The organism is Photobacterium gaetbulicola (assembly GCF_003025515.1).
Classification (GTDB): Bacteria; Pseudomonadota; Gammaproteobacteria; order Enterobacterales; family Vibrionaceae; genus Photobacterium; species Photobacterium gaetbulicola.
Genome location: NZ_PYME01000039.1, coordinates 29,188 through 48,355 on the forward strand (window position 1 = coordinate 29,188; position 19,168 = coordinate 48,355).

Below are 19,168 nucleotides of genomic sequence, written 5' to 3' on the forward strand. Positions count from 1 at the left end.
AAGTGGTTGACCAATTTCATTTCATTAGTAGACCAAGATCAAAAAAAGAGCCTGATATTAATCAGGCTCCTCAACTACTTTAGTTACTCGTACGATGTTATTTATAGCTCAAGCCATGGCCAAGTGGATATAGCGTATCACCGTCTTTATAAGATGGATCATCTGAGTCTTGTCTGATAATCGCCTCTGCACTATTCGCCAGTGCAAACGGCAGTTTACCTTGCGGGTTAAACTTACCGCTAACAACATCCATCACCGCGCGGTCATCTGAGCCGAAGGTCGCTAAAGTAGCACCGGCTTCCCTTAATCGACTTTCATTATCAAGCACATATGGTTGGCGGAAGTAGATAGAAAGCACTGTATTTTCTGGACCCACTTCATCCATGACAGCTTGAATATCTTCCAATGAAGGTGTGACAACCCAAGAGCTACCCTCACCTTTAATGTCATTTGCCATGCTGGTGAAATCAAGAACTGACAACTCATCGAAATCTGCACCACCGAAGACTAAAGCTCGGTTGTTTGGAATATCTCCTGAAATGACAGCAGGGATATTATCAACACGGACGCGGATCAACGCATGATCTTTGCCTGTTGCATCAGCGACCTTGTTACCGTCATCGTCATCACCCACAGTCACGTCGAAGCCGTATTCTTTGGCTATATCACCATCCATACCCATAGTGAATAGGCTGGTGTTAGAGCGCAACGGCAGTGTTTGATCTTGGTTATCAAGTAACACGACGGCTTTACGTTGAGCTAACTGCGCCTTTTCTTGGAACTCTGCGTTACCTACAATTTCATTCGCTTTGTCGGCATCGACGTAGGCGTTTTCAAATAGCCCCAAATCAAATTGTACTTTAAGCAGGCGTTTTACCGACTCATCAATACGCTCTTCTGAAACCAAACCTTGTTCAACAACAGTCCGGATTTCATCATTACGGTTAAAGCCAGAGAACACATCGGTACCCGCTTCAATCGCAATCACGAATTGCTCAGTTTTGTTCTTGTCTTGCAGTCCCCAAGCACGGTTGTTATGCATCATTTCATAATCTGTGTGCGGGTTATTTGGATCATTGATGATCCCTGTATCTGAGTTAATTACACCGCTGAAACCGAGCTTCTTACGCAAAAGATCGTCCAAAATCCCTTTGGAGAAAGCAACCCCCACATTACCAGCCGGTTGACCGACTTCCGTCGAATAATCATTGTTGGCTACGCGTAGAGTATCGTGATCACGTGGATGAAGAAGCTCCTCAAGCAGTTGGCCATTACCCACATCGAGGTTTGTTTCGTTATCAGGGATATTTATCGACCAGTCACCGCCACCCACGATACCGTAGTAAGGCATGATCGCAGCGACCCCTGCATCAATTGCAGTAATGAATGGCTTGAGGTGGTAATCGAACTTACCCGCCGGATAGCTTTGGTGTTGGCCGGCAAAATAGTGAGGATCCGAGCCCAAGAACTGTGGGCCGCCGCCAGGGAAGTGTTTCATCGTCAGAACTATACTGTCTGATCCAACCTCTTCGCCCTGCAAATTATCCACCAGAGTTTGGATAATATCCGACGTCAAGTCTGCATCCGAGCTAAAGGTTTCGTGAACACGGTACCAGCGCGGCTCTGTCGCCAAGTCGGCCATGTAACCATACATACCACGCAGACCAATCGCATTCCATTCAGCACGCATTACCTCACCAAACTCGGCAATCAGCTCCATATCCCCTGTAGCAGCCAAACCGCCTTCTTTCGGCCAACCGGTAAATGCCCCTGAATCAACATTGATACCGGCTTTGGCATTCGGATCAATATGGTTACGTGCATTCGATTTAAATAGTGCAGGAATACCCAACCGCGTTCGCTCCGTAAGCTCCTGCACAGTATTCATATACTGAGCAGCTTCTCTCGGGCTAATCACGTAGTTCGGCCCACCAGGTCCCCCAGCAGCCCCCCCATCTTGGCGCTCCTCATCAGTGAGTGCGTCAATTTCTTCCTGGGTCAGAATATTATTTCGGAAGATAAAGCGATTCATCTTCTGGCGGTTAACAAAATCTTGATGCTTTGTGCCAATATACCCGTATGCTTCAGCATTCAGCGTATCGATCAACATCATCCCGACTTTCTCTTCAAGCGTCATCCGGCTAACCAAATCAGCGGCACGCTCCTCAGAAGTAAGGCGCCAATCTTCATACGGTGCCAGTTCACCATCGCCGTTGGCATCACGGAATTGGTAACCATCCACTTCTAAAATATCATGTACACGGGATTGTACTATCGGTTGTACTAGGTCGTCTTTGCCATCACTTGAGTTTGATGAGGAATTACAACCAGCTAAAATCAACGCCACTGCGATAGGCGCTAGGGTAAAGAGTTTATTGCTCATGGTTCGCCTTTTAATTATTTGTCATTCGGAAACATGAGGGATAATACTCTCCCAGTTAATTTGGTTAACCAATTTTGTTTATTTAGCCGATCAAGATCAACCAGTTTGTTTTTTTGGTATACCTTGATCACGCTATTCTATTTACAATTAGAATTATTTGGATTCTTTGCTACCAGCTCACAGATTCACTATTCTAATACTGGTATTGCAGTAGTGATTTTTTGAATTAATATCAAATATATAAGGAAGGGTTCGTATCCATAAAAGGAGTTTTTGTGATTACCATCAAGCCAGCACAATCAATCGATCAAAATGCTATCGCTCAACTTCACGCCACTAGCTGGCAAGCTGTTTATGCTGGATTATTAGATGAGCAATACCTCTCTAAAGGCGTTTTTAGCGAGCGGGGAACAATTTGGCAGCATAGATTTAGCCAACCGAGTGCCAATCAGCGTATCTTTGTCGCATCAGAACAAAAAAAGCTGCTTGGCTTCATCTGTATCTACCTAGATCAAAGCGATGCTCAAGGCACGTTAATCGAAAACCTCCATGTTGACACCGGGACCAAGGGTAAAGGGGTTGGAAAAGCTTTGCTGCAACACGCGGCGCGCGTTATCCAAGCAGAAGCCTCACACAATGGGGCATACCTAGAAGTACTTAGCCAGAATGTCAGTGCCCAACGCTTTTATGACTATTTCGGCGGCAACCCGGTTCTCAGCCAGCAATGGCAGGCACCGGAGGGTAGCCTGGTCGATGAGCTAGTTTATCAGTGGGAACAAATAGCCACTATATTGGAACGTTAAGATCAGCGCTCCACCCTGACGAACAACAGATCACAGGGCATTTTTCTGAGCAAGGGCTCGCTGCTCGAAAGGGTCAATTGATGAAACCAGCTTGATTCATGGTGCCCAAAAACAAGCAGGTCTATCCCAAATTCTTTGATTGCCTTGATAATTTGATCTTCTACATACCCAGCATAGAAAATGTGTTTGTTGATAGGATAGTTGGCTCCTTGCAATAGGCTATTCATTGCCCTTACCGACTCGATATGCACCGAATCATCAAGCGCCGTAGGGTTGAAGTCCCTGACCCCCTCGTACAACTCAGTGAAGTCAGGGTCAATATGAATAACGCTCAACAGTGCATCATGGGCTCGCGCTTGCTCAACAGCTTTCATTACTAGGTACTCTGCATTGGCGTCAAAGTTAACCGCTAACAAGACATGCCTATATTTCATCAGCATCCCCTCAAGTGAGCATGATATAAGACATTAAGAGTTTAGCTTATATCAAACTAAGAATCGCGACACTCATGAGCCGCTATACTATTAGTGCCTGAAGTTTCACTGGTTTCACCCCGCAGGCAACGCCTTGCACTAACGTTTGGTTGAGTTTCTTTTCAAGGTTGCTGTATGTATCAAGAATCCTTCATCGATTCTCTATCAATTTTCATCATCCTAGGGCTGATTTTCAGCACTATTGCCCTGATGTTCGAGTTCGGATACCGCTTGGCATTGCGTTTTCCATCCAAGCAGATCAGCCAGTCAATCAGCCCGATGGCGACAGGATTGGCCAGTTTGCTTGCCTTTATTCTGGCCATCACATTCAGCATGGCGGCAACCAAATCTGCAGACCGAAAAGAATTGGTGTTATCAGAAGCCAATGCTGTTGGGACAACTATTCTGCGTACGGGGCTACTGGCTGAGCCATACCGCTCCCGGAGCCGGGAGTTACTGCGCGAGTATGTCACAATACGAGTTGTTGAAGACAAAAAGGTGAAAAAGAAACACTTGAACAGAATCGTTGGGGAAAGTGAGATATTACACCTCAAACTTTGGAATCAAGCGGTCAATGCCTATGGAGAAACGTCGCCAGAACTACTGCTGCTTTATATAAATTCCCTTAATGAAGTAATTGATATACATACAGAAAGAGTCAATAAAAGTCTACGAGGGCGAATACCCGTAAGTATCTGGTTTACCCTTGGCCTGCTTACTTTTTTAACCATCGCACTAACGGGCCTTCAAGTCGGAGCTCAAAACAAAGGCAGAGCGCTGGTTGCTGCTCTGCCTTTTGCGATGGCATTTTCATTGGTACTGACACTTATCGTCGAGCTAGACCGGCCTGCCAGAAGTATCATAGAAATCAGTCAACAACCGCTCATAGATCTACGGGACAGCCTAGACAAGGTGCTCTACCCCGATGATGTTGGCAAACTCAAGCTCAGTGAGTAGGCACCTTTGAATGATAGAGTGCGAGTTGTTCCTCGGGAGCTCGCTGCTGGCAAGTGGCGCAATGCTTCTTACCTTCAAGTTTATATTTAAGACAGCAGGTTTCGCGTCGAATATAGTAGATACTCACTTCCCCTTGGCTAGCGGCCCTGACACCGTTTAGCTCCGGGAAATCGGGTAACAGACCGGCCAACCACTGATCAGCCTTTGGCTGTAATCGTTCAATCAAAGCTCTATCACAGCCATGCTGGGTCAGCTTTTGAAACACCAGGCCTACCGCGTAGCCCATAGCTCCCCAGAACTGCGGGGTATTCACCTTTTGCTCTTTGAATTTTGGTGCCAAAAATTGACCAACTTCAATAATTAACCTCGATAAATGCTGATCGAGTACTTGCTCGGACTCTACCACGTTTGCTGAAGTTTCATGGGCTAATGGATCATCCGGCAGGCAGAGAAAAGAAATATTGGGCGAGAACCCGACTCGTTTTAATTTACCATTTTCAGCAACATCAAGGCTTATTTGATCAATGGATAGTAGGGGAACACGATTAAATTTCAGCCGCAGTGCAGCCAAGCCCGAAATCAAATGCGCAGTGAAGCTTTTAAGCCACAACGATGCACCGACAGCGTGACGCGCACCGACGTCTAAGCTGAATCTATCAATCGTTATTTCAAGCTGGCTCTCCATCCACTCAGGTAACGGCTGGCCAACGTCCCCATAGTGAAGGCGAAAAAAAGGCTCTCGTTGAAACAACCAATCAAGTTGCGAGTCAAGTGTTGGATTTACGGGCTCTCCGAGCCAAATAGGAGCCAATTCTGCGGATAAATTCATCTTAATGTCTACTTCGAGAGATACACGCTTTAGCTTTGATTTCAAAATTCAAAGCCCACTTATTTCATTAACGTTGATTCTATCCTAACGCATACCTGATTCAATAATTCAATATCAATCCGCTGAGGGGAAATTGAAGTTGATTAAATACTCCACAGCAGCATAGGAATCACAGCGCATAAGTTGATAAAGATCACGAAACCATGGGTTTTAACCGTATTGCAATACCATAAAGCTTTAATTAAACAACAGTTTTGTATATATTCGTCTGCAAAAGGCATCAGTATTTGGGACGCAAGTCACAATTAAAAGCCGTAAAATGATAAATAGCAGCGTTATTCAAACGTGCATGGAATGCATAGGAAATATGACTATGAGTAAGGATGCCAAACTGGTTAGGCGAAAACTAAAAACAGAAACACAATCAGCACTGAGCAAGGCAAGGACTGCGTTTCTAAAAGACTATCAAAAAGCCACATAATGTGGCTTTTTTAATAATCAGCAGGAAGCACCATTCCTCCCAGCACCACCTGTTTTACGTTCAGCGAGGCATGGGGGGTGGCATTCGGGGTCATCATGGCATCATACTCATCAATGCTATGTCGCGGCGAAACGGGGGCTACAGGGTATGACACTCTTGCATTTACTTTAGTAATAGTTGGCTCTTCGTTTTTTTCAACCAGCTCAGCGCTCGGTTGGTTGGTAGGAACATTGACGTAGTCAGCCGTGTCATCATCAAAAATAGACAGTTTATCAAGCGCTAACACCGCAAGAGCAAATCCAATAATAATCAAGTTAACTGGCATGGCATCCTCCTTTTCGCAAAGCACTGCTTTTATTGATAGTCCACAATGCAAATATGATCAAGATCACAGTGTGCAATCATTGTCCTATCTTGCGTGCTGAAAGGATAACAGCCCGGTTTTATCGCATGCGCTTGGCCAATACGCTACAAATGGCCCAATAAATTGAAGGGCCACTTCAGTTGTTGCTTTAGGAAATACAGTTCATTGCCTCACTCAACCAAGCTAACTCAGTGCTTTTTCAATCTCACCTAGGCTTGATGGATCATCTATGGTCGAAGGCACGACATATTGTTCACCATCCGCAATTTGCCTGATTACTCGACGTAGGATCTTGCCTGAGCGTGTTTTTGGCAACCGATCGACCACCAGCGCGCGATTAAAACATGCTACTGCACCGATTTCACTCCTGACTTTCTGCATCAGCTGCTCTTCTATACTTCCGTCTGCAGAATAATATCCGTCTTTCAACACGACCAGTCCCAGGGGTAATTGCCCTTTCAGATCATCATGAACACCAATCACCGCACATTCAGCAACCGCTTCATGGCCTCCGACAACCTCTTCCATCTCGCCGGTTGATAGTCGGTGTCCGGCAACATTGATAACATCATCTATTCGCCCCATGACAAATAGGTAACCATCCGCATCAAAATAACCACCATCCCCTGATACATAGTAACCAGGAAACTGGCTGAGATAACCAGACTGGAACCTGTCGTGATTGCGCCAAACCGTCGGTAAGCATCCAGGCGGTAGTGGGCGTTTTATCGCAATATACCCTTGTTGATTGGCCGACTTTTCTTCACCAGCTTCATCCAACACGGCCACCCCGTAGCCGGGGATCGGCATTGTCGCAGAGCCCGGCTTGACTTCAAAGCTTTCGAGACCGACCGGGTTGCCGGCAATCGCCCACCCTGTTTCGGTTTGCCACCAGTGATCAATGACTGGGCGACCGGTTTTCTCCTGCACCCACTTCAGCGTCGGTGGATCTAACCTCTCTCCTGCCATGTATATCGCTCTTAACTCAACCATTGGGTAATCAGCCAATAACGCCCCTTCGGGATCTTCTTTCTTTATGGCCCGAAACGCCGTCGGAGCTGAAAACAGCACCTTGACCCCGTAGTCATTGCACACTCGCCAAAACGCCGCCGGATCGGGTGTTTTCACCGGCTTACCTTCAAACATGACCGTTGTACAACCATGGATTAACGGACCGTAAACAATATAGGAATGACCCACTACCCACCCTACATCTGATGCCGCCCAGAATACGTCGCCAGGTTCGACGTCATAAATGGTTTCCATGCTGTATTTCATCGCTACAGCATGTCCGCCATTATCCCTGACCACCCCTTTGGGTTTACCCGTGGTCCCCGATGTGTACAGGATATAAAGAGGATCCGTAGCTTTCACAGGCACACAAGGATGCATCTCGGCTTTTTGCTTCAAAGTCTGCCAGTCACGATCCCTTTCCTCGGTTAGCTCGGCGCGGCAGGCATTACGTTGGAAAACCACCACATGCTCAGGCTTCCAGCGACTATCCATAATAGCTTGATCAACCAGCGGCTTATAGGGAACAACCTTACTCACTTCAATGCCACAACTGGCAGTGAGTACCAACTTCGGCTCAGCATCTTCAATCCGGACGGCCAACTCATTGGGAGCAAAACCACCAAACACCACAGAATGAATGGCGCCGATACGTGCACAAGCCAGCATGGCCATCGCGGCTTCAGGGATCATCGGCATATAGATCACCACGCGATCGCCCTTTGTTACCCCCAACGCTGCCAACATCCCCGCCGTCTTGGCCACTTGATCCCTCAGCACTTGGTAGCTGTACTGAATTTTAGTACCAGTCACCGGTGAATCGTAAATCAGCGCGGTTTGATCACCTCTCCCCGCCTCGACATGTTGATCCAAAGCCATATAGCAAGTGTTGAGCTCGCCATCAGCAAACCAACGCTCTATGCCATTTTCGTCTTGGCTTAAAATGTTTTGGGGAAATTGATACCACGGAAGCTTTTTCGCTTGCTGCTGCCAAAATTGTTGCGGTGCGGTTTGTGCCCGTTGATATTCTTCCTGATATTTAGACATAGTGATTCCTCCAGCATACCCAGGGCATTTGAGCTGTACCCTCGGTATATATCCTGACATTGCTAATTAAAGGCTTTTTATCGAAGGTCTATCTTCGATAGCGGCTATTCAAAGACAGTCGACGGAACACGGACAGCGCCCTCCATCAAAATACGCGCGCTGCGGCTCATCATGACTTTATCAACCACCCAATGTTGTTGAACTTGTTTCGCCTGTGCACCCACCTTCAGCGTTCCGGATGGGTGACCGAACGTCACCGACTCTTTTTCTCCGCCTCCAGCCGCCAAATTCACCAAAGTCCCCGGCACACTAGCCGCTGCAGCAATCGCAACGGCTGCGGTCCCCATCATGGCGTGGTGCAATTTGCCCATCGACAGGGCCCGAACCAACAGATCGACGTCGCCGTCAGCTACCGTTTTACCGCTTGATGAGAGATAACTCTTGGGTTTGGAAACAAAAGCGACTTTGGGGGTATGCTGGCGTGTCTCGGCTTCGTCCAAATGAGAAATCAACCCAATTTTCAACGCCCCATAAGCACGAATGCGTTCGAACATCGCCAGCGCCTTATCGTCATTGTTGATATCACCTTGCAATTCTGTACCGCTATAACCCAGAGCTTCGGCATCAATAAAAATCGTCGGGATCCCTGCGTTGATCAGCGTGGCGTTAAACATACCGATACCCGGCACATCAAGTTCATCCACCAAATTGCCAGTAGGAAACATCGAGCCATCGCCTTCAGCCGGATCCATGAAATCCACCTGAATTTCGGCAGCCGGGAAAGTCACGCCGTCAAGCTCGAACGCCCCGGTTTCCTGTACGCAGCCATTGACTACCGGCACCTGGATAACAATTGTTTTCTCGATATTGAGCTGCCAAACCCGTACCGCAATCACGCCATTTTCAGGAATACGCTCTTTGGCAATCAAACCAGCATGGATAGCAAAGGGACCGACGGCCGCAGACAGGTTGCCACAATTACCGCTCCAGTCGACAAAGGGCTTATCGATGGATACCTGACCAAACAGGTAATCGACATCGTGTCCGGCCTTGTTACTTTTCGATACTATAACCGTTTTGCTGGTACTCGAGGTTGCCCCGCCCATGCCATCGATTTGCTTGGCGTAAGGGTCGGGACTGCCGATAACCCGTAGCAACAGTTGGTCGCGGGCTTTACCGGCTACCTGTGCCTGCGGCGGCAGATCGGCCAGGTTGAAAAACACCCCTTTGCTGGTGCCTCCCCGCATGAAGGTGGCTGGGATTTTCATTTGCGACTGGGAAGTTGAATATGTCATTGTCCTCTCCCCCTATTGCGCCAAGAAATCTTTGGCAAAACGCTGCAGCACACCGCCGGCTGCGTATACGGCCACCTCATCGGCCGTATCAAGGCGGCAGGTTACCGGTACATCGACCTTTTCACCGTTGGTCCGTGTGACGACCAAGGCCAAATCTGCCCCTGGCTGGATCTCACCAACGACGTCATACAACTCAGTCCCATCAAGTGCTAAGGTGTTTCGGTTGATCCCTTCTTTAAATTGCAGCGGCAAGACCCCCATTCCCACCAAGTTAGTGCGGTGGATACGCTCGAACCCTTCGGCCACGATGGCTTCCACACCCGCCAAACGCACCCCTTTTGCCGCCCAGTCCCGGGAAGATCCCTGACCGTAATCGGCACCCGCGACCACAATCAAAGGCTGTTTCCGGTTCATGTAGGTCTCAATGGCTTCCCACATACGCACTACCTTGCCTTCCGGCTCGATACGCGCCAATGATCCCTGTACAACCTCGCCATCCTGCTTGACCATTTCATTGAACAGCTTCGGGTTGGCGAACGTCGCCCGCTGCGCCGTCAGGTGATCACCGCGGTGGGTGGCATAAGAATTGAAGTCCTCTTCCGGTAACCCCATTTTCGCCAAATACTCCCCTGCGGCGCTGGACGCGAGAATGGCATTGGAGGGAGAGAGGTGGTCGGTGGTGATATTGTCGCCCAACAGCGCCAATGGCCGCATGCCGGACAATGTTCTCTCTCCGGCCAACGCACCTTCCCAATAAGGCGGCCTGCGAATATAGGTACTCATTGGCCGCCAGTCATACAGTGGGTTGCTGTTACGCTGTTCGTCATCCAGTTTAAACATTTGAATGTAAACCTGATTGAACTGTTCAGGCTTGACATACTGGCCAACGACCGCATCAATCTCCTCGTCACTAGGCCACAGATCATTGAGGTAAACCGGCTTACCCTGACTATCCGTACCCAGCGAATCACGCTCGATATCGAACCGGATCGTGCCTGCCAGCGCGTAGGCAACCACCAAAGGGGGAGAGGCCAAAAACGCCTGCTTGGCATAAGGATGGATCCGGCCATCGAAGTTTCGGTTGCCGGACAAAACAGCGGTTGTATAGAGGTCACGGTCGATGATCTCCTGCTGGATTTTCGGATCCAGCGCACCACTCATACCGTTACAGGTGGTACAAGCATAAGCCACAATACCGAAGCCGAGTTTTTCCAGCTCCGGCAATAATCCCGCATCTTGCAAGTACAATTTGGCGACTTTCGAGCCCGGAGCAAAAGAAGACTTCACCCAGGGTTTACGCACCAAGCCCAGCTCATTGGCTTTCTTGGCCAAGAGCCCAGCGGCAACGACGTTACGCGGGTTGCTGGTATTAGTACACGAGGTAATGGCGGCGATAATCACCGCGCCATCCGGCAGCTCACCCTCTGTTTCGTTCCAGTCACCGGAAATTCCGCGTGCCGCTAACTCCGACGTTGGCAAACGGCGGTGGGGATTCGAAGGCCCAGCCATGTTGCGTGAAACCGTTGATAAGTCAAATTCCAGCACGCGCTCGTATTCGGCATGCTTCAGATCATCTGCCCATAACCCGGCTTGCTTGGCGTATTTTTCCACCAGCTCAACCTGTTGCTCGTCACGGCCTGTTAGCTTGAGGTAGTTAATCGTCTGCTCATCGATATAGAACATCCCTGCCGTTGCGCCGTACTCCGGTGTCATATTGGAGATAGTCGCCCGATCCCCAATAGTCAGATCGCGCGCGCCCTCACCAAAGAATTCCAGATAGGACGAAACGACACGTTCATTACGCAGAAACTCGGTAATTGCCAATACGATATCCGTCGCGGTGATCCCCGGCTGACGCTTGCCGGTCAGGTTGACACCAACAATATCCGGCAAGCGCATCATAGAAGGACGGCCCAGCATGACGGTCTCCGCCTCAAGCCCGCCAACCCCAATGGCGATGACGCCCAACGCATCGACATGCGGAGTATGGCTGTCGGTACCGACACAGGTATCAGGATAGGCCACGCCATTCTTGGTCTGAACCACCGGCGACATTTTCTCCAGATTGATCTGGTGCATGATGCCGTTGCCCGCTGGGATCACGCTGACATTTTCGAAGGCGGTTTTGCACCACTCGATAAAATGGAAGCGGTCTTCGTTGCGGCGCTCTTCAATCGCTCGGTTTTTGTCGAACGCATCAGGGTCAAATCCGGCATACTCAACAGCAAGAGAATGGTCAACAATCAGCTGGGTCTCCACCACCGGATTGACTTTAGACGGATCACCGCCTTGTTCGGCAATGGCGTCGCGCAACCCCGCAAGGTCGACCAAGGCGGTTTGTCCCAATATATCGTGACAAACCACCCGCGCCGGATACCAAGGGAAATCAAGGTCGCGTTTTCGGTCAATAATTTGCTTTAGGCTGGCAGCCAGTGACTCCGGATCACAGCGCCTGATCAGTTGCTCGGCCAATACCCGAGACGTGTACGGCAGGGTTTCGTATGCGTCTGGCGATATCTCATTGACGGCTTCTCTCGTATCGAAGAAATCAAGTCCGGTATCAGCAAGAGGCTTACGGTATCTAGTATTCATCTTCATAAGTTACATCCGTGAAATGAGGCGTTAACGGCGCTCTTCAATCGGCAACCAATCCTGGTGCTCTGGTCCTTCATAATCAGCACTGGGACGTATAATCCGGTTATTGGCCCGCTGCTCGTAGACATGGGCTGCCCAGCCGGTGACTCGGCTCATCACGAAGATGGGGGTAAACAGCTTGGTTGGGATCCCCATAAAGTGATAGGCTGAGGCATGGAAAAAGTCAGCATTGCAGAACAGTCCTTTTTCCCGCTTCATCACCTGCTCGACCCGTTCAGACACCGCATACAAATGCGTATCGCCAACATCGACAGACAGTTTTTCCGACCATGCTTTAATTAAAGCATTCCGGGGGTCGGATTCACGGTATATTGCATGGCCAAAGCCCATAATCTTGTCTTTGTTCGCCAGCATCTGCATGATCCCTGCTTCAGCCTCGTCGGGAGTCTGCCAATTCTCTATCATGGCCATCGCGGCCTCGTTGGCACCGCCATGCAGCGGACCTCGCAAACTGCCGATTGCCGCTGTGATGCAAGAATGGAGATCAGACAAGGTGGAGGCACAGACACGGGCAGTAAATGTTGAAGCGTTGAACTCATGCTCGGCGTAAAGTACCAGCGAACAGTGCATGACCTGCTTATGAAGTTCCGACGGCGACTGACCGGTGAGCATTTCGAGGAAATAACCGCCAATGCTATCCTCACTGCTGCTGGCCGTATCAATACGAACCCCGTCATGACTATAGCGATACCAATAGCAGATAATGGCCGGTAGCATGGCAAGCAACTGGTCAGTTTTATCATCCTGCTGGGAGAAATCCAGCTCCTGATCCAAGTTACCGAGCATTGAGCAACCAGTTCTCATCACATCCATCGGATGGGCATCGGCAGGAATCGTTTCTAATACTAATTTCAGTGATTCCGGCAACCCTCGGAAATTCATTAATGCTTGTTTATAACTTTGTAATTCTTGTTTATTAGGAAGTTTGCCTTTTAATAATAAATAGGCCACTTCTTCAAACTCAGCATTATTGGCCAAATCCGTGATATCGTAGCCCCGATACGTTAACCCTGTACCAGATTTACCCACAGTACACAGCGCTGTCACCCCCGCGCTTTGCCCCCTAAGGCCCGCGCCACCAATCGCAGCAGGTTTCTTTTCATTTCCGTCCTTCTTAACATCAGCTACGGCTATAGCAGTCATAGCAGACTCCTTCTTTAGTTGTATTCACGATATTGAATGAACCTTCCCGCTTCTTTAGCGGAATAAGCAGGTACACTGATCCCCAGAGCTTATTTCTACCCTGTCTATTTTTATTCTTGGAATTATTTCTTTAGCCGATTATCAAGGCTGCTTGAATAGCTTATCTAATGTTTGCTCATAGTCGTGGTAGCCCAGGTAACGGTATAGCTCTTCACGAGTTTGCATTTGATCGACCACATTACGCTGATGTCCGTCTTGCAATAAGTGCTGGTAGACATTCAGTGCCGCTTGGTTCATCGCCCTGAATGCAGAAAGCGGGTAAAGCACCATATCGACACCACATTCAGCAAGCTCATCGGTACTGAACAGAGGCGTTTGACCGAATTCGGTGATATTGGCCAAAATCGGCACCTTGACGGCATCTGAGAATTGCTGATACTGCTCAAGCGTATTTATTGCTTCAGGGAAAATCATATCTGCTCCGGCTTCCACGCAGGCTTGAGCCCTTTCGATAGCCGACTCTATTCCCTCGACCGCTAATGCATCGGTTCTGGCCATGATCACGAAGTCAGGATCCACTCTGGCATCAACCGCCGCTTTGATCCTGTCAACCATTTCTTGCTGGCTCACAATGGCTTTATTCGGTCGGTGGCCGCAGCGCTTCTGTGCCACCTGGTCTTCCATATGAACAGCAGCAGCCCCACTGCGCTCCATTTCCTTGATGGTACGAGTAATATTGAATGCACCGCCAAATCCCGTATCAATGTCGACCATCAGCGGAAGTGTCGTGGCAGCGGTAATCCGGCGAACGTCTTCCAACACATCGTTCAAGGTCGTAATACCCAAGTCCGGCAAACCATATGAAGCGTTGGCAATTCCTCCCCCCGATAAATATACCGCCTGATGACCCACTTGCTCTGCCATCATGGCGCAATACGGGTTGACGGTGCCGACAATCTGTAACGGGTTGTTATTGGCTACCGCTTGGCGGAAGCGTTTCCCTGGACTCATGAGGCTTTCTCCTTATCCTGCTTCAACTGCTGTTCAATCAACTGGCGGCTTCTCATGATATGACGCCGCATCAACATCTCTGCCAACTCCCCATCACGCTCTTTCAGGGCGCTGAGAAGATGAAAGTGTTCCTTTAGAGCCTGCTCAGGACGAGAATGCGAACGCTGAGACTGGTAACGGTACATTCGCAGTAAATGATAAAGCTCATCGCAAAGCAGGCTGATCAACTTGGTATTCCGGCTGGCTTTGATGACCCGGTAGTGGAAATCAAAATCTCCTTGCTGGTGAAAGTAAGATGCCCCTTCAACCTGCTCGATATGCTGGTGATGGGCATCAAGTAACGCTTCCAGCCCGTCCAGCTCTTCGTCGGAAATGTGCTCGCAGGCCAGCCTTGCCGCCATACCTTCGAGCGCTTCACGTACCGCGTAGATCTCAATCAGCTTTTCCTGACTCAGAGCGACCACCCGGGCTCCGACGTGAGGAATACGCTCAACCAGCCCCATCGATTCCAAGCGCATGATGGCCTCGCGCAATGGTCCGCGGCTCACGCCATAATATTTGGCTAACTCTGGCTCTGATATCTTGCTGCCCGCGGGATAGGTACCATTCACAATCTGATCTATGAGCTGTTCAGTCAGATTGTCAGACTTGGTACCTTCCTTTTCACTTGGCCTGTCGACACTTTTCAATTTCAACCTTATTCACCCGCACCAATTGTCAACAACTTGTTAACCTGCGAACAAATTTAGCGCTACAAAACCGCTTTTACAAGTTAATTGTTAACAAAATGTATTAGACCTTAGTATAGATTGTCGACAATCCTGGCGATTGGCGATTGGCGATTGGCGATTGGCGATTGGCGATTGGCGATTGGCGATTGGCGATTGGCGATTGGCGAAGATAAAAAAAGGGTTGCAGCAAGCAACCCTTTCAGACAAATGGACTTGGTATTTACGCCGTGGCCATATTGTCGGTTTGGATAGGTTTTGGTTTGCGCTGTGCCAGAATCACACCGGAGAGGACCATACCTCCACCGATATAATGGTATACCGCTAACTGCTCACCCAATGTGATACTGGCGATCAGAGCCGTCAGCACTGGCATCAGGTTCATGAACATCGCGGTACGATCAGCGCCGAGAATTTCGATGCCTTTGAGCCAGCACCAAGGTGCCAATACCGAAGCTGGCAGTGCAGCATACATAATCAAAGGAAGTGATTCCCCAGTGATTGCCGTACGTTCACTGCCAAGCAGCAACGGGGTTAGCATAGTGACGGCAAAAAGCCCCTGCATATATACAGATTGCCAGTTACTTAATGGCATTTTCCAACGCTTTAGTAGTACGCAATATAACGCATAGACAAAGGCAGCAATCAGCAACAGTGCATCGCCCTGCTTGATCCCCTGGGAAGTCAGGGTACTGATGTCACCATGGCCTAACATAAATACCAAGCCTGCCAATGATAACACCGCCCCAACCATGGCTAGCGGTAACAGGCGCTGCCCCAGCAACGGAACACTCAGAAACATACTCAGCAACGGGACAAGTGAAACAATGAGGGCCATATTGGTTGCTGTCGTTGTTGCGGCAGCAAAGTACCCCAGAGACTGGTTGAGTACCATACCAAGCAAGGCTAAGAATGCCAGCTTGGACAAATAAGGTTTGATTTCATGACGTTTGCGCCATACCGATGGTAGAACAAAAGGAGTCAATACCATCATGGCAAAAAACCAGCGATAAAAAGAGATCGCTCCAGGGTCGATCACGCTGTACGACATTTTGTTTACGATGGCATTCCCTGCCCAAATGATTACAGTCAATAGAGGAAATAAATAGAACATGGTTTGCCTTTTAATTTGATTACCTGGGAATTGTGTCACGTCAGGTTACAAATAAATATCTCTAAAAAGACATCGTGGTTCTATTGTCAGACATTTGGTTTTTTCAGCAGCCGCTTCATGGTATTGAGGACATATCCAAACGTTTTAAAAACCTCATATGCTATTGATATTTAAAATATAAAAACCCACCCCATCGTACTTAACCAAATTCATTCCCATCAAGAAAGAGTGATCTATCCCGCAGGAATGCATGACACTTTTCCATCACTCTAACCACTTATATACGGTGCATGCTATCGCGATGTGTAATATGGCAGAGCTCGCAGGAGGGATGATGGCGGATGTATCTATCCCTGTTAACAGTCACTGGATCCCGGTTGGAATGACGGTGGAATATTTAAAAAAAGCGAAAATAGATCTAACTGCCCGAGCCCAAGGTGAAAATATTGACTGGAATACTGAAGGTGACAAACTTTTGCCGGTTGAGGTAAAAGATACTGAGGGGAATGTCGTCTTTAAAGCTGAAATCACGATGAATGTGAGAATTACTTAACAGCATTAACAATACAATCTACAGAAAAAATGGCACAGTGTGGTCACTGTGCCATTTATATGTGAATACTACCCAGCTTACGATGCTTCCAATACGGGTGTTGCCGTTTTATTGACCTTTGGCAACCAATGGAACATATACTCAAACAGCTGCTCCTCATCCATCTTGGCTAATTTGCCATGGATGAACGAACTCATATCAATCAGGTGATCAACCTTTGCCAGCGGCTGATAGGGCTCTTTAAAGCGGCGCCAAATATCTGAATGGTTGACATAAAAATTAGCAGCCGCTACCGCTTCCTCAAAGGTAGCATGCTCAGAGATCAATCTAGGTCCGTCCCAGGTGGCGCCATCAAGCACGCACACCCCAATTTCCCCAGATTCTTCATAGGTTAGTTCGTCCACATAAGGGACATTCCACCATCGAATAATTTCCTCGTACGGACGCTGTTCATTGAGTTTATCTGAACAAGGAAACTCGTCCATATTGAGTCGATTCCTTACCGGAATTTGACAAGTTGTAAAATCCATAGCCAACAATTTGCATATTTTATTTTTTGCATAATGTTAACTATCATGATTTATTTGTCAATTAAAATGATGCGTAAACCATAGAAAAATTATAACCTTATCGAAGAAATGACTGAGTATTTATCCAAAAAACCCGATTTAGGAACATTTCTTCGTTTCTTGCTCACACAAGCGACCCCTACCACTTTTTCTTTAATCATTAATGAAAAGTGTTTTGGCTAACCGCGCTAAATTGTAGGCATCATCGTAGCCAGAGTGCTGCCGCCCTTCCCATTCGATACCAGCCATTTCCATCGCAGCTCGCTGGCCACATCGCTTCTTGGTCACATGGCGCTGCAACCGGAACAAGGTTGCTAGGTTGAGATACTCATCAAATGGAACCTTCAGGCCCTTTTCTTCGCACTCCTTACGAAGGATAATGTCATCACGTCCCCAGGCCGCATAGATTTTATGCCGACCACCGAACTTCTGTTCAATGGATTTCAAAATATGCCCAAGCGGCTTACCGTTCTTGGCCACCACTTCAGGTTTTATCCCCGTAAGCTCTGTGCAAAACGGCGACACTTCATCATGATCCGGTTTGACAAAGTGCTGGGCTCTGCGTACAACCTCACCGCTGGTTAGATCGAGCTCTGCAACGCCAATTTCAATGATCTCACCTGTTCTTGACTCGCGGCCATCATTCCAACAGCACATTTCGAGGTCAAAACAAACAATACGGTTAAAATTCATCTTACTTCCGGATATCACGCTATAACTGGCACGAAGGATAGCATTTAGCGGCGGGTTAGCCAAAGTGTGAAGTAAGAGGAATTACCACTAAGTTGCTGTTATCAAGGTATCTCGCTGTAATCTGAGAGATTCGGACCATGCGACAACCTAGCCCTCATTCAAAGCCCACTGCTCGAAATATGCTGGAAAACACCTGTCATGAGGTCAATCAAGCAGTCACTCAAAAGGTCAATCATACAGGTCACAGGGCCGAAAACGTGATCAAGAAAGGACAACTAAAATCATCGAACTGTTAGATAGTGGCATGAGTATAAGAAAAGTGGCTTTGGAGATCGGTTGCAATCCGTCAACAGTTCAGCGAGCTAAAAAGCTGATGATTATGGGGGGAGTTTAGTTACGGCTAATTTCCTACTTCACTATCGTTAGTTTGGGCCGCTTGTTTTTTGCGGCCTGTCTCTCTCTACTCATAGCCGCCTGTGCAGCTATTGAGCAAACCATAAGCTGATACTCGTACTCTTCATTATCAGCCTGAATCACCTCATCTATGGATTCCAGCTTAACACCCACAGTTTTATCTGTAGTAAGGCTCAAACGTTCTTTTGGCAAAATTGGGGTTCTGCGAACATTAATATTGTCCCATTCGGCTACTTCTTGTTTACGGCGGGATACTGCCTGCCTTCGTTTAAAACCAACCCACTTAAACCTTGATATTTCAAGTAGAGCCACCATAACACACAAACAACATAAAACTGCTACCCCTTTAAAAATAACCTCAATCACTTCAATCACTTGCATCTCCTTGCTTGCTAAAAAAATGGTAAGCACCAAGGGGGCGGACAAAACTAGAACCCCTCCCCCTCTATCTAACAATACTTTATCTAAACCGTAATTGAATTTAAAAGTGGCGAGCTGCCAATAGGAGCACTATTAATCCTGACCTGCCCCCAATAACTAATCCAGCACCTCTTTAGTAATGTCAGTTACATTGCTGTTGTTTAGCCCTGAACGTGTTAGTACTGCAAATTCAGAGGGGGTTAGGTATCCGATTGATGAGTGGGG

General features: G+C 48.1%; 17 protein-coding genes and 1 pseudogene. 4 read left to right on the forward strand and 14 right to left on the reverse strand.

Annotated elements, in window-relative coordinates:
- Positions 1-97 precede the first annotated feature (97 nt).
- Positions 98-2,383, reverse strand: coding sequence for a glycoside hydrolase family 3 protein (locus C9J03_RS23980; protein WP_044621327.1), 2,286 nt, complete (start codon positions 2,381-2,383; stop codon positions 98-100).
- 275 nt (positions 2,384-2,658) lie between these two features.
- Here C9J03_RS23980 and C9J03_RS23985 point away from each other — a divergent pair, with 275 nt between their 5' ends.
- The gene (locus C9J03_RS23985) at positions 2,659-3,186 is read left to right on the forward strand and encodes a GNAT family N-acetyltransferase (protein WP_052829639.1); all 528 of its coding nucleotides are present in this window, start codon (positions 2,659-2,661) and stop codon (positions 3,184-3,186) included.
- Positions 3,187-3,188: 2 nt separating this feature from the next.
- Here C9J03_RS23985 and C9J03_RS23990 read toward each other — a convergent pair whose 3' ends face one another.
- The gene (locus C9J03_RS23990; protein WP_044621328.1) at positions 3,189-3,620 is read right to left on the reverse strand and encodes a universal stress protein; all 432 of its coding nucleotides are present in this window, start codon (positions 3,618-3,620) and stop codon (positions 3,189-3,191) included.
- A 174-nt stretch (positions 3,621-3,794) separates the two neighbouring features.
- Between C9J03_RS23990 and C9J03_RS23995 the strand changes: the two genes are divergently transcribed.
- Positions 3,795-4,616: a bestrophin-like domain gene (locus C9J03_RS23995; protein WP_044621329.1), complete on the forward strand. Its 822-nt coding sequence runs from the start codon at positions 3,795-3,797 to the stop codon at positions 4,614-4,616.
- Here C9J03_RS23995 and C9J03_RS24000 read toward each other — a convergent pair.
- The 9 genes from C9J03_RS24000 to C9J03_RS24045 form a co-directional block, all read right to left on the reverse strand.
- Positions 4,606-5,445: a (2Fe-2S)-binding protein gene (locus C9J03_RS24000; RefSeq protein ID WP_146149110.1), complete on the reverse strand. Its 840-nt coding sequence runs from the start codon at positions 5,443-5,445 to the stop codon at positions 4,606-4,608. The genes C9J03_RS23995 and C9J03_RS24000 overlap by 11 nt on opposite strands.
- 491 nt (positions 5,446-5,936) lie before the next feature.
- The gene (locus C9J03_RS24005; protein ID WP_044621331.1) at positions 5,937-6,251 is read right to left on the reverse strand and encodes a hypothetical protein; all 315 of its coding nucleotides are present in this window, start codon (positions 6,249-6,251) and stop codon (positions 5,937-5,939) included.
- Between the two features lie 222 nt (positions 6,252-6,473).
- Complete coding sequence (locus tag C9J03_RS24010; protein ID WP_044621332.1) at positions 6,474-8,348, reverse strand: propionyl-CoA synthetase; 1,875 nt, start codon at positions 8,346-8,348, stop codon at positions 6,474-6,476.
- A gap of 104 nt (positions 8,349-8,452) precedes the next feature.
- Positions 8,453-9,643 (reverse strand): 2-methylaconitate cis-trans isomerase PrpF, encoded by a 1,191-nt coding sequence (gene prpF / locus C9J03_RS24015; RefSeq protein WP_044621333.1) that lies wholly within the window; start codon positions 9,641-9,643, stop codon positions 8,453-8,455.
- A gap of 12 nt (positions 9,644-9,655) precedes the next feature.
- The gene (gene acnD, locus C9J03_RS24020) at positions 9,656-12,241 is read right to left on the reverse strand and encodes a Fe/S-dependent 2-methylisocitrate dehydratase AcnD (RefSeq protein ID WP_044621334.1); all 2,586 of its coding nucleotides are present in this window, start codon (positions 12,239-12,241) and stop codon (positions 9,656-9,658) included.
- Positions 12,242-12,265: 24 nt separating this feature from the next.
- A complete protein-coding gene (gene prpC, locus C9J03_RS24025) occupies positions 12,266-13,441 on the reverse strand; it encodes a bifunctional 2-methylcitrate synthase/citrate synthase (RefSeq protein ID WP_044621335.1) in 1,176 nt (391 codons plus the stop codon).
- Between the two features lie 141 nt (positions 13,442-13,582).
- Entirely contained in the window at positions 13,583-14,452 is an 870-nt protein-coding gene (gene prpB / locus C9J03_RS24030; RefSeq protein ID WP_044621336.1) for a methylisocitrate lyase, read from the reverse strand.
- Complete coding sequence (locus C9J03_RS24035; protein WP_044621337.1) at positions 14,449-15,153, reverse strand: GntR family transcriptional regulator; 705 nt, start codon at positions 15,151-15,153, stop codon at positions 14,449-14,451. The genes prpB and C9J03_RS24035 overlap by 4 nt, the downstream gene beginning before the upstream one ends.
- A gap of 250 nt (positions 15,154-15,403) precedes the next feature.
- Complete coding sequence (locus tag C9J03_RS24045; protein WP_044621338.1) at positions 15,404-16,294, reverse strand: DMT family transporter; 891 nt, start codon at positions 16,292-16,294, stop codon at positions 15,404-15,406.
- 250 nt (positions 16,295-16,544) lie between these two features.
- Between C9J03_RS24045 and C9J03_RS24050 the strand changes: the two genes are divergently transcribed.
- A complete protein-coding gene (locus C9J03_RS24050) occupies positions 16,545-16,847 on the forward strand; it encodes a DUF4442 domain-containing protein (RefSeq protein ID WP_082060489.1) in 303 nt (100 codons plus the stop codon).
- Between the two features lie 77 nt (positions 16,848-16,924).
- On the opposite strand, the gene C9J03_RS24055 is transcribed toward C9J03_RS24050, so the two are convergent.
- Both C9J03_RS24055 and C9J03_RS24060 read right to left on the reverse strand, forming a co-directional pair.
- Positions 16,925-17,332: a hypothetical protein gene (locus C9J03_RS24055; RefSeq protein ID WP_044621339.1), complete on the reverse strand. Its 408-nt coding sequence runs from the start codon at positions 17,330-17,332 to the stop codon at positions 16,925-16,927.
- Between the two features lie 237 nt (positions 17,333-17,569).
- Positions 17,570-18,109, reverse strand: a complete 540-nt coding sequence (locus tag C9J03_RS24060) for a 3'-5' exonuclease (RefSeq protein WP_039463790.1) — start codon at positions 18,107-18,109, stop codon at positions 17,570-17,572.
- Between the two features lie 262 nt (positions 18,110-18,371).
- On the opposite strand from C9J03_RS24060, the pseudogene C9J03_RS24065 reads away from it, so the two are divergent.
- Positions 18,372-18,503 (forward strand): annotated as a pseudogene (locus tag C9J03_RS24065) (helix-turn-helix domain-containing protein); the annotation flags it as partial.
- 14 nt (positions 18,504-18,517) lie between these two features.
- Here the strand turns inward: C9J03_RS24065 and C9J03_RS24070 are convergent.
- The gene (locus tag C9J03_RS24070) at positions 18,518-18,898 is read right to left on the reverse strand and encodes a hypothetical protein (protein WP_146149109.1); all 381 of its coding nucleotides are present in this window, start codon (positions 18,896-18,898) and stop codon (positions 18,518-18,520) included.
- Positions 18,899-19,168: the final 270 nt, after the last annotated feature.

Excerpts from the sequence above, each read along its gene's own strand:
- C9J03_RS23980 (WP_044621327.1), bottom strand. The coding sequence starts at position 2,383 with ATGAGCAATAAACTCTTTACCCTAGCGCCTATCGCAGTGGCGTTGATT.
- C9J03_RS23990 (WP_044621328.1), bottom strand. The coding sequence starts at position 3,620 with ATGAAATATAGGCATGTCTTGTTAGCGGTTAACTTTGACGCCAATGCA.
- C9J03_RS23995 (WP_044621329.1), top strand. The coding sequence starts at position 3,795 with ATGTATCAAGAATCCTTCATCGATTCTCTATCAATTTTCATCATCCTA.
- C9J03_RS24000 (WP_146149110.1), bottom strand. The coding sequence starts at position 5,445 with ATGAATTTATCCGCAGAATTGGCTCCTATTTGGCTCGGAGAGCCCGTA.
- C9J03_RS24005 (WP_044621331.1), bottom strand. The coding sequence starts at position 6,251 with ATGCCAGTTAACTTGATTATTATTGGATTTGCTCTTGCGGTGTTAGCG.
- C9J03_RS24010 (WP_044621332.1), bottom strand. The coding sequence starts at position 8,348 with ATGTCTAAATATCAGGAAGAATATCAACGGGCACAAACCGCACCGCAA.
- prpF (WP_044621333.1), bottom strand. The coding sequence starts at position 9,643 with ATGACATATTCAACTTCCCAGTCGCAAATGAAAATCCCAGCCACCTTC.
- acnD (WP_044621334.1), bottom strand. The coding sequence starts at position 12,241 with ATGAAGATGAATACTAGATACCGTAAGCCTCTTGCTGATACCGGACTT.
- prpC (WP_044621335.1), bottom strand. The coding sequence starts at position 13,441 with ATGACTGCTATAGCCGTAGCTGATGTTAAGAAGGACGGAAATGAAAAG.
- prpB (WP_044621336.1), bottom strand. The coding sequence starts at position 14,452 with ATGAGTCCAGGGAAACGCTTCCGCCAAGCGGTAGCCAATAACAACCCG.
- C9J03_RS24045 (WP_044621338.1), bottom strand. The coding sequence starts at position 16,294 with ATGTTCTATTTATTTCCTCTATTGACTGTAATCATTTGGGCAGGGAAT.
- C9J03_RS24050 (WP_082060489.1), top strand. The coding sequence starts at position 16,545 with ATGACACTTTTCCATCACTCTAACCACTTATATACGGTGCATGCTATC.
- C9J03_RS24055 (WP_044621339.1), bottom strand. The coding sequence starts at position 17,332 with ATGGACGAGTTTCCTTGTTCAGATAAACTCAATGAACAGCGTCCGTAC.
- C9J03_RS24060 (WP_039463790.1), bottom strand. The coding sequence starts at position 18,109 with ATGAATTTTAACCGTATTGTTTGTTTTGACCTCGAAATGTGCTGTTGG.